The organism is Cucumibacter marinus DSM 18995 (assembly GCF_000429865.1).
GTDB lineage: Bacteria > Pseudomonadota > Alphaproteobacteria > Rhizobiales > Devosiaceae > Cucumibacter > Cucumibacter marinus.
This window is the reverse complement of sequence record NZ_AUCR01000001.1, coordinates 242,705-256,820: the sequence shown is the minus strand read 5'-3', so window position 1 is coordinate 256,820 and position 14,116 is coordinate 242,705. Positions and strand designations below refer to the sequence as shown.

General features: G+C 61.0%; 11 protein-coding genes. All 11 read left to right on the top strand.

The annotated features are described in order from the left end of the window. The first annotated feature begins 41 nt into the window (after positions 1-41). On the top strand, positions 42-3,485 hold the full coding sequence (gene dnaE / locus G489_RS0101370) for a DNA polymerase III subunit alpha (RefSeq protein WP_029040000.1): 3,444 nt from the start codon (positions 42-44) through the stop codon (positions 3,483-3,485). Positions 3,486-3,682: 197 nt separating this feature from the next. Continuing rightward, positions 3,683-4,831: a 30S ribosomal protein S2 gene (gene rpsB / locus G489_RS0101365; protein ID WP_029039999.1), complete on the top strand. Its 1,149-nt coding sequence runs from the start codon at positions 3,683-3,685 to the stop codon at positions 4,829-4,831. Between the two features lie 67 nt (positions 4,832-4,898). Then, positions 4,899-5,825: a translation elongation factor Ts gene (tsf, locus tag G489_RS0101360; protein ID WP_029039998.1), complete on the top strand. Its 927-nt coding sequence runs from the start codon at positions 4,899-4,901 to the stop codon at positions 5,823-5,825. Between the two features lie 54 nt (positions 5,826-5,879). Further along, positions 5,880-6,593: a UMP kinase gene (gene pyrH, locus G489_RS0101355; RefSeq protein WP_029039997.1), complete on the top strand. Its 714-nt coding sequence runs from the start codon at positions 5,880-5,882 to the stop codon at positions 6,591-6,593. A 33-nt stretch (positions 6,594-6,626) separates the two neighbouring features. Beyond that, positions 6,627-7,184, top strand: coding sequence for a ribosome recycling factor (frr, locus tag G489_RS0101350; RefSeq protein ID WP_029039996.1), 558 nt, complete (start codon positions 6,627-6,629; stop codon positions 7,182-7,184). A 73-nt stretch (positions 7,185-7,257) separates the two neighbouring features. After that, the gene (gene uppS, locus G489_RS0101345) at positions 7,258-7,959 is read left to right on the top strand and encodes a polyprenyl diphosphate synthase (protein ID WP_407059817.1); all 702 of its coding nucleotides are present in this window, start codon (positions 7,258-7,260) and stop codon (positions 7,957-7,959) included. Between the two features lie 50 nt (positions 7,960-8,009). After that, the gene (locus G489_RS18635) at positions 8,010-8,813 is read left to right on the top strand and encodes a phosphatidate cytidylyltransferase (protein WP_051332190.1); all 804 of its coding nucleotides are present in this window, start codon (positions 8,010-8,012) and stop codon (positions 8,811-8,813) included. A gap of 75 nt (positions 8,814-8,888) precedes the next feature. After that, positions 8,889-10,022, top strand: a complete 1,134-nt coding sequence (gene rseP / locus G489_RS0101335; RefSeq protein ID WP_029039994.1) for an RIP metalloprotease RseP — start codon at positions 8,889-8,891, stop codon at positions 10,020-10,022. Positions 10,023-10,211: 189 nt separating this feature from the next. Further along, positions 10,212-12,533: an outer membrane protein assembly factor BamA gene (bamA, locus tag G489_RS0101330; protein WP_051332189.1), complete on the top strand. Its 2,322-nt coding sequence runs from the start codon at positions 10,212-10,214 to the stop codon at positions 12,531-12,533. A gap of 69 nt (positions 12,534-12,602) precedes the next feature. Then, positions 12,603-13,655: a UDP-3-O-(3-hydroxymyristoyl)glucosamine N-acyltransferase gene (gene lpxD, locus G489_RS0101325; RefSeq protein WP_029039992.1), complete on the top strand. Its 1,053-nt coding sequence runs from the start codon at positions 12,603-12,605 to the stop codon at positions 13,653-13,655. A 2-nt stretch (positions 13,656-13,657) separates the two neighbouring features. Continuing rightward, entirely contained in the window at positions 13,658-14,116 is a 459-nt protein-coding gene (gene fabZ / locus G489_RS0101320; protein WP_029039991.1) for a 3-hydroxyacyl-ACP dehydratase FabZ, read from the top strand.

The window sequence follows — 14,116 nt, the reverse complement described above, 5'->3', positions numbered from 1 at the left end:
CGCTTGGCGGGTGAACCGCCAACTGGCACAAGTGAGAGATCATGGAATCGCCCGGCTTCATCCATCTGCATGTCCACTCTGCTTTCTCCCTGCTTGAAGGCGCGCTGCCGCTCGGCAAGCTGATCGACATGGCAGTGGCCGACAAGCAGCCGGCCCTTGGCATCGCCGACACATCGAACCTGTTCGGCGCACTCGAATTCTCGGAGAAGGCGTCGGGCAAGGGGCTGCAGCCCCTGGTTGGGTGCGAGATCCCGCTGGACTTCGGTGACCGCGATGAGGGCAGGGGTGGCGAGCGCCGTCCGCCCGGCAAGGAAGCCGTGGTGCTGATGGCGATGAACGAGGAGGGGTTCGCCAACCTTTCCGAGCTGATTTCCCGGGCCTATCTCGAAAGCGAGAAAGGCATCGCCACCATCCCGGCCGACTGGCTGCAGGATGGTCGCTCTGATGGTCTGATCTGCCTCACCGGCGGGCCCGAAGGCTGTATAGACCCCTATATCGTCAACGGGCAGGAGGCGCAGGCCCAGGCGCGGCTCGATGCGCTGGCTGATTGTTTCGGTGACCGGCTTTACGTCGAGTTGCAGCGCCACGGTCTTGATCGCGAACACCAGTCCGAACCGGTGCTGATCGACGCCGCCTATCGCATGGGACTGCCGCTGGTCGGGACCAACGAGCCCTATTTTCCGAAGTCGAGCGACCATGAGGCGCATGACGCGCTTCTGGCGATTGCGGGCGGTACGGTGCTGGCCCAGACCAATCGGCGCAAGCTGTCGGACCAGCACTATTTCAAGACCCGCAAGGAGATGACCGAGCTGTTCTCGGATCTCCCCGAGGCGCTGGAAAACACCGTCGAGATCGCCCGCCGGGTGCAGTTCCGCCCTATGACGCGCGGCCCGATCCTGCCGGCGTTCACGACCGGCGCCGCCGGGCAGGACACCGAGCAGGCCGAGGCGGAGGAACTCGCCCGCCAGGCCCGCGAAGGGCTCGAGCAGCGCCTGCAGCGCTATGGCCTCGCCCCGGATATGTCGCGCAAGGATTATGACGAGCGGCTCGAATACGAGCTCGGCATCATTCAGCGCATGAAGTTTCCCGGCTATTTCCTGATCGTGTCGGACTTCATCAAATGGGCCAAGGCTCACGACATCCCGGTCGGCCCGGGCCGTGGTTCCGGCGCCGCGTCGGTCGTCGCGTGGTCGCTCTCGATCACCGACCTCGATCCCTTGCGTTACAATTTGCTGTTCGAGCGCTTTTTGAACCCGGAACGCGTGTCGATGCCGGACTTCGATATCGACTTCTGCCAGGAGCGGCGCGAAGAGGTCATCGGCTACGTCCAGAACAAATATGGCGCCGACCAGGTCGCCCAGATCATCACCTTCGGAACGCTGCAGGCCCGTGCGGTTCTGCGCGATGTGGGCCGGGTGCTGCAGATGCCGTATCCGCAGGTCGACCGCATCTGCAAGCTGGTGCCGGCCAACCCTGCCAACCCGGTGACCCTGCCGGAAGCGATCCGCGACGAGCCGAAACTGCAGGCGATGCGCGACGAGGACGAAACCGTCGCGGAGCTGCTGGAGATTGGGCAGAAGCTCGAAGGGCTTTACCGCCACGCCTCAACCCACGCCGCCGGCATCGTGATCGGTGACCGCCCGCTGCAGCAATTGATGCCGCTCTACCGCGATCCGCGGTCCGATATGCCGGTGACCCAGTACAATCTGAAATGGGTGGAGCCGGGCGGCCTCGTCAAATTCGACTTCCTGGGTCTGAAGACCCTGACCGTGATCGATTATGCCGTACGCATGGTCAATCGCGATGGCGGCGATTTCGTCATCGACGATATTCCGCTCGACGATGCCGACACCTACGGCATTTATCAGCGCGGCGAGACCTACGGCATTTTCCAGTTTGAAAGTCCGGGCATGCGCCGGGCGCTGATCGATCTCAAGCCCGACCGCATCGAAGACCTGATCGCCATGAACGCGCTCTATCGGCCCGGCCCGATGGACAATATCCCGAGCTTCATCAACAGAAAGCACGGGCGTGAGGACAGTTCGGTTCTTCACAAGCTCATGGAGCCGATTCTCGCCGAGACCTACGGCATCATTGTCTACCAGGAACAGGTGATGTCGATCGCGCAGGACCTGTCCGGCTATTCGCTTGGCGAAGCGGACCTTCTGCGCCGCGCCATGGGCAAGAAGATCAAGGCCGAGATGGACTCCCAGCGGGTCCGCTTCCGCGAGGGCGCCAAGGCCAACAATATCAGCGACGGTCTGGCTGACACCATCTTCGACCTGCTGGCCAAGTTCGCCAATTACGGCTTCAACAAGGCCCACGCCGCAGCCTATGCCTATGTCTCCTATCAGACGGCATACCTGAAAGCGCATCACCCGCGGGAATTCCTCGCCGCATCGATGACGCTCGATATGGGCAACACCGACAAGCTTAACGATTTCAAGCGCGAGGCCCAGCGCCTCGACATCGAACTTGTGCCGCCTTGTGTGAACCGCTCCGAGGTCATCTTTTCGGTGAAGGACGGCAAGGTCCATTATTCACTCTGTGCGGTGAAGGGTGTCGGGCGCAACGTCGCCGAAAGCATCGTGGCCGCGCGCGGTGACAGGCCGTTTGAAGACCTTGCTGACTTCGCCTCGCGGGTCGATCCGAAGGTCCTTTCCAAGCGCACTCTCGAAACCCTGGTGAATGCCGGCGCTTTCGACACGCTGGTGCCTCAGCGTGAGCGGGTGGTTGCCGTTCTCGACACAATCGTGGCGACTTCGCAGCGTTCGGCCTCGGCGCGCGATGACGGGATTGTCGACATGTTCTCTGCCGACAAACCCGAGCCTGTGCGCCTGCCGGATAACTATGAGCCCTGGTCGCCGACCGAGAAACTGGCGCGGGAATTCTCTGCCATCGGGTTTTACCTGTCAGCCCATCCGCTCGATGCCTATGAGGAGTTGTTCGCCGGCCTGCGCGTCCAGCCCTGGTCGACTTTCGAGAAGGCGGCAAGAGAAGGGGCGACCGCAGGGCGGGTGGCGGGCACGATTGCCACAAGGCAGGACCGCAAAACTCGCCGCGGCTCGCAGATGGCGATCATGAACCTTTCGGATTCGACCGGCGCCTATGAATGCGTCGCTTTTTCCGAGCAGCTGGCGGAATATGGTGAAGTGCTTGAGCCGGGGAACTCGGTGATCCTCGAGGTTTCAGCAGAAGCGCGGCCTGACGGTGTACGTCTCACCCTGGCGCGCGCCCAGCCGATCGAGAAGGCGGCCGAGCGCCTTTCGCATCGACTGACGATCTTTGCTGAAACGGCCGAATGCCTGTCGCACATCAAGGCATTGCTGAAAAAAGGGGGCGACGGCACCGTTTCGCTGGTCCTCGATCGGCCCGAGGCCGCCCATGAATACGAGATCGAGCTGCCGGGCGGCTATCGGGTTTCTCCTGAAATCGCCAGCGCGATCCGCGCCGCACCCGGGGTCACCGACGCACGTCTCGCCTGAGGTCCTCTGTTGACTGCGGCGGAACACGGCTCAACCCCGCGCAACACCGGGCTTGCGCTCCCATCCGGCTTGTTATAGAGAGCCCACGCGTAAATTCACACGCAGGGGCGGCCATTCCGTGTCGGAATGACCAACCGGTGCCGGAAAACCCGGACACATCCCCTGCGGCGGCATAACCGGTAAAGGAGAAGTCAGCCATGGCGCTGCCCGATTTTTCGATTCGTCAGTTGCTCGAAGCAGGTGTCCATTTCGGTCACCAGAAGCACCGTTGGAACCCCAAGATGGAGCGTTTCATCTTCGGTGTGCGTAACGACATCCACATCATTGACCTTCAGCAGACCGTTCCCGCGCTCTACCAGGCGCTGCAGATGGTGTCCGACACCGTGGCCGAAGGTGGCCGCGTTCTGTTCGTCGGTACCAAGCGCCAGGCTGCTCCGGTTGTGGCCAATGCCGCCCGGCAGTCTGCCCAGTATTTCGTCAACTCCCGCTGGCTCGGCGGCATGCTGACCAACTGGCAGACCATTTCCAACTCCATCGCCCGCCTCAAGGCGCTCGAGGAGCAGGAAGCCGAAGGCATGCAGGGTCTGACCAAGAAGGAACGCCTCAATCTCAGCCGTGAAATGGAGCGTCTCGAGCGCGACCTTGGCGGCATCAAGGACATGGGCAACCTGCCGGATCTGCTGTTCGTCATCGACACCAACAAGGAATCCATCGCGCTGCACGAAGCACGCCGCCTGGGTATCCCGGTTGTAGCGATCGTCGACACCAATTGCGATCCGGACACTGTCGATGTGCCGGTTCCGGGCAATGACGATGCTGCCCGCGCCATCGAATTGTACTGCGACCTGATTGCCAAGGCTGCCATCGACGGCATCTCGCGGTCTTCGGCCGCGCATGGCCATGATCTGGGCGAGGCTGTCGAGGTTCTCGAAGAGCCGGCCCTGGCTGCAGCTGAAGAAGCCGGCGTTGCTGAGGCCGCTCCGGCTGCAGAAGCCCCCGCTGAGGCCGCACCTGCTGTCGAGGCTGCTCCCGCCGCCAAGGAAGCGCCGGCCGCCAAGGAGGCGCCCGCCGCCAAGGAAGCACCCGCGGCCAAGGAAGCGGACAGCGAAGACGAAGGTCCGCTGTTCACTGCCCCTGAAGGCAAGGATGATCTCAAGAAGATCACCGGGGTCGGGCCCGTCCTGGAGCAGAAGCTCAATGATCTCGGCATCACCACTTATGCCCAGATCGCGAACTTCTCGAACGAGGACATCGTGCGGGTTGACGATCGGCTGAACTTCAAGGGCCGCATCGAACGCGACGACTGGATCGGTCAGGCCACCGAACTGGCCAAACAGGCGTCATAAGCAGACGCTAAAGACCGCTTCATCGAGAACGGGCCGCCAGCAGGAGCGGCCGACAAGGAGATTCGACATGGCGATTACTTCCGCACAGGTCAAAGAACTGCGTGAGCTCACCGGCGTGGGCATGATGGACTGCAAGAAGGCGCTGACCGAAACCGACGGCGATATGGAAGCCGCGATCGATTGGCTGCGTACCAAGGGCCTCGCCAAGGCCGCCAAGAAGGCCGGCCGTGTGGCTGCCGAGGGTCTCGTTGGCGTGGCCGTCGACGGCACCAATGGTGCCGTGGTCGAGCTGAACTCTGAAACCGACTTCGTTGCCCGCAACGAAGCGTTCCAGAAGCTCGTGGCCGACGTGGCCAAGCTGGCCGTCACCGAAGGCGAGAGCGCCGAAAAGCTCGCTGCCGCTGCCTATCCCGGCAAGAGCCACTCGGTTGCTGACGAAGTCACCGAAGCCATTGCCAAGATCGGCGAGAACATGACCCTTCGCCGCGCGGCTCAGGTCAAGGTCTCTGACGGCGTGATCGGCACCTATGTCCATACCGCTGTGGCCGATGGTCTCGGCAAGATCGGCATCCTGGTGGGTCTGGAATCCACCGGCGACAAGGCCAAGCTCGAAGAGCTCGGTCGCCAGATCGCCATGCACATCGCAGCTGCACAGCCCAAGGCGCTAGGCCCCGACGGCCTTGACGTTGACGAGGTTGCCCGTGAGCGTGCGGTGTTCGAGGAACAGGCCAAGGCGTCCGGCAAGCCCGCCGAGATCGTCGACAAGATGGTCGAAGGCCGTCTGCGCAAATACTATGAAGAAGTCTGTCTTCTCTCCCAGGTCTATGTGATCGACGGGGAAACCCGCATCGAGAAGGTGCTCGAGAATGCCGCCAAGGATGTTGGCGCACCGGTCAAGATCACCGCTTTTGAACGCTTCGCCCTCGGCGAAGGCGTGGAAAAGGAAGAGAGCGACTTCGCAGCCGAGGTTGCGGCGACTGCCGGCACCGCATAAGTTTGCCCCCGCAGCGGAATCGCCGCAGCCAAGAACAGGGGCAACCAGCGGCTTATGTCGACCAGACCGCTCAAGAAAATACTCGTCAAGGTCTCCGGCGAAGCGCTCGCCGGAGATCACTCTTTCGGTCTTGAGGTCAAGCTCCTCAACATCGTAGCCACCCAGCTCATCGAAATCGCCAATTCCGGTGTCCAGGTTGCCGTTGTCGTGGGAGGCGGCAACATCTTCCGGGGCATGGCCGTGGCGGCCAAGGGTGCCGACCGCGTTGTCGGCGATTACATGGGCATGTTGTCCACCGTGATCAACGCGCTCGCCATAGGCGATGCCGTCAATCAGAACGGTGGCAAGTCCAAGGTGTTCTCCAACCTCGACATACCGTTGGTTGCGGATAACTTCACCGTGCGCGGAGCGCGTGCGGCGATCGAGGATGGCTCGATTGCCGTGTTCGGGGGAGGGACGGGCAATCCGTTCTTTACGACGGACACTGCCGCCGTGCTCAAGGCTGTGGAACTCGATTGCGACGCAGTGATCAAGGCCACCAAGGTCGACGGCGTCTATTCGGAAGACCCGGCGATTAATCCTGATGCCGAGCGCTTTGACGAGATTTCACACGATGAGGTCTTGCGGCGCGGTCTGCGCGTCATGGATATGGCGGCATTTGCCATCGCGCGCGAAAACAATCTGCCAATTCTGGTATATGCCCTTGATTCCGAGGGCGGTTTACCGGCAGTGCTTGAAGGGACGGCGCGCTCGACCACCATCGCCTGAGGGTCGGTTCGCGCCAGACAAGGGACTCGAAAAATGTCAGACTACTCACTTAATGACATCCGTTCGCGAATGCAGAAGTCGATTGGCACGCTCAAGGAAGAGTTTGCCGGGCTGAGAACCGGTCGCGCCAGCTCCAGCATGCTCGATCCGGTCATGGTCGACGCCTATGGTTCGCAGATGCCGATCAATCAGGTCGCGACGGTTTCCGCACCCGAGGCACGGCTCATCACCGTGCAGGTCTGGGACAAATCGATGACCGCAGCCGTCGACAAGGCCATCCGCGAATCCGGCCTTGGTCTCAACCCAGCATCTGAAGGCACGCTGATCCGCGTTCCGTTGCCCGAACTCAACGAAGAGCGGCGCCGCGAGATCACCAAGGTTGCCCATCAGTATGCCGAGCAGGCCCGCGTGGCAGTGCGGCACATCCGCCGTGACGGGATGGACATCCTCAAGAAGCTCGAAAAAGACGGCGACATGAGCCAGGACGAGATGCATTCCCAGTCCGATCAGGTGCAAAAGGCAACCGACGATGCCGTAGCCCAGATCGACGAGATGCTCGCGACCAAAGAAAAAGAAATCATGCAGGTCTAACCTGGGATGGTCCCCCCCGATGGCCAATGAGCCCGCTTCCGTCCAACAGCCTCCCTTGGAGAATGCACATGCCGTGCCGCGCCATCTGGGCGTGATCATGGACGGGAACGGGCGTTGGGCCCAGGCCCGGGGCAAGCCCCGGACCGAGGGGCACAAGGCGGGTGTTGAGGCGCTGGGCCGGCTGATCGAACTTTCAGCCCGTCAGGGCATCGAATTTGTGACCGTTTACAGCTTTTCTTCAGAGAATTGGCGGCGCCCGAAGGAAGAAGTCTCCTTTCTTTTCAATTTGTTGCGGCGCTATGTTGCGGCAGAACTTGAGCGTTTTGTTAAAAACGGCATTCGCGTGAAGGTGCTGGGCGAGCGCGAAGGGCTCGACAAGACCATCTGCGGCCTGCTCGATCAGGTCGAGAGCCGGACGGCCAGTGGCACCCGCATGCAACTCAACCTGGCATTCAACTACGGGGCCAAGTTCGAGCTCGCTTCGGCAATGCGCAAGATTGCGCGCCAGGTTGCCTCGGGCGAGCTGGCACCGGACGCAATCACCGCCGACATGGTGGGCGAGAACCTCTATACCCGCGACATTCCGGATCCCGATCTCATTCTGCGAACTGGCGGCGAAAAGCGGCTCTCCAACTTCCTGCTCTGGCAGGCTGCCTATTCCGAGTTCATCTTCATCGACCAGTGCTGGCCCGATTTCGACGAAGACACGTTTCGCGACGTCCTGCTCGAATTTGGCCAGCGTCAACGCCGCTATGGCGCCCTGGAGAACCGCTAGTGACGGAATCCGGGGGAGGAGCAGACAGCACCAGGCGCAAATGGTCTGATATGTTGCCGCGGCTGGCGTCGGCGGCAGTGCTGATTCCCGTGGTCGCGGTCGCCATCTTTTTTGGCGGCTGGCTGATCGCGCTTGCCGTCGCCGTGACCATCGCCGGCGCCTTCAGGGAATGGGACACCATCATCAATGGTGGCCACCGTGATTGGCGCACGATTTCGCTGATGGCGCTGCTGGCGGCTTCCCCCTTTGCCTTCGAGGCATTCGGCTCACTTGCAGCGTTGGCTCTGACGGCGGTTGCCGTTGCTGTGGCTGTCGTCGCTGCCGATTCGAGCCGCGCCTATCTTTTCCGGGCCCCTGGAGTGGCCTTGCTCGGCATCGCCGGCATCGCCTGGATGGCGCTGCGTGGCGACACGGCTGATGGCATCTGGGCGGCGATTTTCCTGGCCGCTGTGATCTGGCTCACCGACAGCGGCGCGCTGGTTGTGGGCCGGCTGATCGGGGGATTTCGGCTGTCCCCTGAGATTTCGCCCTCAAAGACCTGGTCTGGCGCAATCGGCGGCCTGATCATCGGCACGATCGGCGGTCTCGTAGTGTGGCTGCTGGCGTCCGACTCACCGTGGTGGATCGGTGTCATTATCGCCTCGAGCCTGAGCGTTTTGGCACAGTTGGGCGACCTGGCAGAGAGTGCTCTTAAGCGCTGGTTCATGGTAAAGGATAGCGGCGATATCATTCCCGGCCATGGGGGTATACTCGACCGTATCGACAGCTTTACGGTCGGCGGGATCGGCCTTTACATTCTCGGCGCGTTGCATGCCGGTACCGGCGCGGCGGCACTCGGGGTTCTGGTCTGGTAGCCGGATTTCGCCGCATTTGGATGAGACAGGCGGTGCGAAGCCGCACCAGCGGACAGCAAACATGAGGAATGCAAGGTGATCGAAGCCCTCCTATCCCTGTTGTCCTACATCATTCCCTTCCTGGTCGTTCTCACCGTGATCGTCTTCGTTCACGAGATGGGGCACTATCTGGTCGCGCGTTGGAACGGGGTTGCCATTCAGACCTTTTCGCTCGGCTTCGGTCGCGAACTGGCTGGCTTCACGGATAAGTCCGGCACCCGTTGGCGGCTCTCCGCGATTCCGCTTGGCGGCTATGTGCGCTTTGTGGGTGACATGAACCCGGCGAGCGCACCCGATCGCGACATGCTGGCTGAAATGGATCCCGCAATCCGCAATTCACTGTTCTATTACAAGAATGTCTGGCAGCGCATCGCCGTGGTGGTGGCCGGGCCGGCTGCGAACTTCATCTTCACATTCGTGGTTTTCTACGCGCTGCTGATGAGCCTCGGGCAATATACCATTCCCCCGGTCATCCAGGACGTTGTGCCGGATTCACCCGCCGCTGTGGCCGGGCTGGAGCCCGGAGACCGTGTAGTGGGTGTCGATGGATACGAGGTGAGGGGGTTCGAGGACTTCCAGCGGCTGGTGGCAACAAGCCCCGGACGGCCAGTGACCGTTTATGTCGAGCGCGACGGCGAGCGGCTGGGATTTCTTGTGACACCTGAGATCGTCGAGCAGGAAGACGCGCTGGGCAACATCAACAAGATCGGTCGGCTCGGTGTTTCGCGTCAGACCACTGCTGAAGACATCGAGCATATCCGGCCCGATCCGATTGACGCCGTTGGCATCACGGTGTCGCGCATGTGGCTGATTGTCGACCGGACCTTTGCGTTCATTGGCGACTTCTTTGTGGGCCGCGGTGATCCGGATCAGCTTGGCGGCCCTATCAAGGTCGCCCAGGTTTCTGGCGACGTGGCGACCCTGGGGTGGCTGGAACTGGTGAACTGGATCGCGCTTCTGTCGCTGAGTATCGGTCTGTTCAATCTGTTTCCGATCCCGCTGCTCGATGGCGGGCACCTGCTTTTCTACCTGATTGAGGCCGTGCGCGGAAAGCCGCTCAGCCCCAGAGTGCAGGAGGCCGGATTCAGATTCGGGCTGGCCATTGTGTTCACCCTGATGGTATTCACGATCGCAATCGACATCCCGGATGTTGTGAACCGCTTAATGTGAGGGCTTGCCCCAGCCGTTTCCATAGTGTTGCATGTTCGCAAGGACGCCAATCTTTTGGTAACCGATGCAAGCGTTTAGCCTTGTCTTTGGCTTAAGAAACGGTAAAACGGAACAATCGAGTTAGGGCTGCTTCGTGCGGCCCGTCCGGCGTGACGCCCGCTAGACGATTGAAAGGCTGCAGAAAATATCATGACCGCCAGAGCCCACCTCCTGCCCAGTCTGATTCTTGGCCTTCTGATATGGGTGGCCGCGCCACTTGTCGGCGGGCCCCTGCAAAACCTTGTCGGCGTTGAGGCTGCGCAAGCCCAAACGGTCCGCGCAATCGCGGTTTCGGGGAACAACCGGGTCGATGACACGGTGGTGATTTCCTTCCTCACTGTGAAAGTGGGGCAGACCGCGAATTCCTCGAACATCGTGTCGTCGATCGATTCGCTCTATCAGAGCGGCCTGTTCAAGACGGTTGATGTGCGCATGTCGGGCAACACGCTGCGCGTTTCTGTGTCGGAAAACCCGATCGTCGCTTCTGTCCTTTTCGACGGCAACCGCAAGATCAATGACGGCAAGCTGGCCAATTTGGTCGATCTGTCCGAAAGCGGGGTCTATACCGACGCCGGTCTCGAGCGGGGCGTTCGCGCGATTCGTGCCGAGTATGACAAGATCGGCATTCCCGCGACGGTGCGCTCGGAAGTGCAGACGCTGACCAATCAGCGCGTCCGCGTCACCTTCCACATTGTCGAAGGGGACCGGATCGGCGTCGCAGCCATCAATTTCACCGGCAACCAGTCGATTTCCGACTGGACATTGCGTTCAGTCATCAAGACTCGCCAGTCACACCTGTTGAGCTTCCTGTTCCGGGACGACGTCTATGACGAGGCCAAGATTGCTGCTGACAAGGAACTGATCCGTCAGTTCTACGTCGATCACGGGTTCCCCGACGCCATCGTGCAGTCGGCCGTTGTCGAGTTCGACGAGCAGCGCGGCGCCTACTATGTGAATTTCGACATCCAGGAAGGTGAGCGTTACGAGTTCGGCGATATCGCCATCGAGACCTCGATCCCCGGAGTCGATACCCGTTCGCTTGAGCGCGAAATCCGCACTCGCGAAGGCACACGGTTCTCGGGTCGCGATCTTGATCGCACCACCCAGGAGATGTCCCTCGCTGCCGCCAATCAGGGTTATTCCTTCGCCGAGGTGCGTCCCCGCGTTGAGCGTGACATCGCCAACAAGCGGTTCCGGGTGACCTATCTGGTTGACGAAGGTGCGCGCCTTTACGTCGAGCGCATCAATATCTTCGGCAACGACAAGACCCGCGACTTCGTGATCCGTCGCGCCTTTGACTTCGCTGAAGGCGATCCGTTCAACCGTGCGCTGCTGATGAAGGCACGCGACGAACTTGAAGGCAGTGGTCTTTTCGCCGCCGTACAGGTGTCGATCGAGCCCGGCTCGGCTGGTGACCTTGTGGTCGTCAACGTGCTGGTCGAAGAGACCTCGACCGCTCAATACGGTGCAACCGCAGGCTATTCGACGGCAGATGGTGTTCTTGGCGAGCTTTCGCTGACCGAACGGAACTTCCTCGGCCGTGGCCAGTATCTCAAGGCGTCGATCAGTGCGACCTCCGGGACCCGCAGCTTCGATTTCTCCTTTACCGAGCCGCATTTCCTCGGCCTGGATGTCTCGACCGGCTTCGATGTCTACCGCCGGACCCGCGATGAAAACGAAACGGCCACGACCCCTGTGACTTATGGCATGGAGACGATCGGCGGCCAGGTTCGTGTTGGCGTTCCGCTGACAGATGAGCTCTCGGTCAACATGTTTGCCGGTTATGAGCACCAGACCTTCACCGATAACGATCCGATGCCTGCGCCGGCTTACCTGCCGGGTAGCATGGAAGCCAACAAGATCTTTGTCGGCAAAACGCTCACCTTCTCGACGCTGGATGACAGCCGTCGGCCGACGGAAGGCGTGATCGCCCAGCTCACCACTCAGTATGTCGGGCTCGATTACAGCCTCGCCAAGGTTGAGGGTAAGGCGCGCTACTTCTACTCGGTCCTGCCGGACTACGGCGTGGTGGCGTCCATCAAGGGCCAGGCCGGCACCATCTACGATTTCTCTGGCGGTGGTGTGAGCCCGCTTGAAGCCTATCGCGCTTCAGCCCGGCTGGTTCGCGGCTTCGTTCCGGGTGACTTCGGTCCGCGGTCGGGCGGCGACACTATCGGCATCACCGAATACGCGGCAGTGTCGGGTGAAGTTGAATTCCCGATCCCGGTTATCCCGGAATCCTATGGTATCCGTGGCGCGGTCTGGGCCGATGCTGCCTACTTCGGTACCGACGGATTTGCCGTGGCGATCGATGGAACAAGTAATGATGTTCCGGTCCGCACTTCGGCTGGTGCCAGCTTGATCTGGGATTCGCCTTTCGGGGCTCTGCGTGGCGACTTCGCCTATGCCATCAACAAGTCGACCGACGACAAAACGCAGACATTCCAGCTGACCCTGTCGAACCTGTTCTAGGATCAGGGTACACAAGAAAAACCAAAAAGGACCGTAGCCTGTGCTGCGGTCCTTTTGTTATGCAGAGCCATGGTAGACAACAGATTCTACATCAGTGCCGGGCCGATACTGCTCGCTGACTTGTTGCAGGCTGCAGGCGCGGAAGAATTGGCCGCAGCGCTAACAGCGAATCCGATGATCGCCGATGCCAAGGACGCAGAAGCTGCAGGCGCGGGCGACATGGTGTTGTTGGCCAGTTCGAACTTTCGGGACGCGGTTGCGGTTACCCGAGCGGAAGTCGTCATTGCCGAACCCGCCTTCGCCGAGTACGTGCCCGAGACGGCCACCGCGGTGCTGACAAAAGGCGCCTACGCGTTGTTTGCCCGCATGCTCGAAGTTCTGTATCCCGACAATCTGCGCGCCAACGCCCGGTTGGCGGCGGCTGCGCCACACATTGATGCCAGTGCTCGGATCGAACAGAACGTGACCTTGGGACCGGGCGCTGCGGTGGGACCCGGTGCGGAGATCGGCAGCGGCACGATACTCGGTCCAAATGCCGTGATCGGACCCGGTGTGGCGATTGGTCGAGATTGTGTGGTCGGCGCCAGTGTTTCCGTGCATAGCTCACTGCTGGGCAATCGCGTGATCATTCACCCCGGTGCACGGATCGGGAATGAAGGTTTTGGCTTCATCCCCGGCAAGGGGCGCCCGCTCAAGATCCCCCAGCTTGGCCGCGTAATCGTTCAGGATGATGTGGAAATCGGAGCATCCACGACTATCGACAGGGGCACGTTAGGCGATACCGTGATCGGCGAGGGGACCAAGATCGACAATCTGGTTCAGATTGGCCACAATTGCCGCCTCGGTCGCAATTGCCAGTTGGCTGGCACGGCCGCCATGGCTGGATCGTCCTCACTGGGCGATCATGTCCTGCTTGGCGGCGGGGCAGCGGTCGATGGATATGTGCATGTCGGGGAGGGAAGTGTGGTTCATGGTCGTGGGGTGGCGACGAGGTCCTGCCCGCCAAACTCGCGACTGGCGGGCTTTCCTGGCCGAGACTCAATGACCTGGCGCCGACAGATGGCTGCACTTGCGCGCCTTGCCGGGCGCAGGCCGGTAGATAAGAACAATACCAAGGACTAGCTATGTCAGACCGGGAACTCAACGCGCTCGATATTCGGGACATCCTCAAGTGTCTCCCGCATCGCTATCCGTTCCTGATGATCGACAAGATCATCGAGATCGACGGGATCGAGAGCGGCATTGGCATCAAGAACATCACCTATAATGAGCCCATTTTCACGGGCCATTTCCCTCAGGAACCTATCTTTCCCGGTGTGCTCATTATTGAGGGCATGGCGCAAACCGCAGGTGCCATGGTGGTAGCGGCCCAGCGCGAAGCGGGTGAAGAGCACATGGTTTATCTGCTGACCGTGGACAAGGCGAAATTCCGCAAGCCGTCCCACCCGGGAGACGTCATCGAATACCATGTCCGGAAGATCAACCTGCGCCGCAACGTGGGGCGCTACGAAGCAAAAGCCATGGTCAACGGTGTCCTCATCGCAGAGGCCGAAATTGGCGCGATGATCGTTCAGGACGTTTGA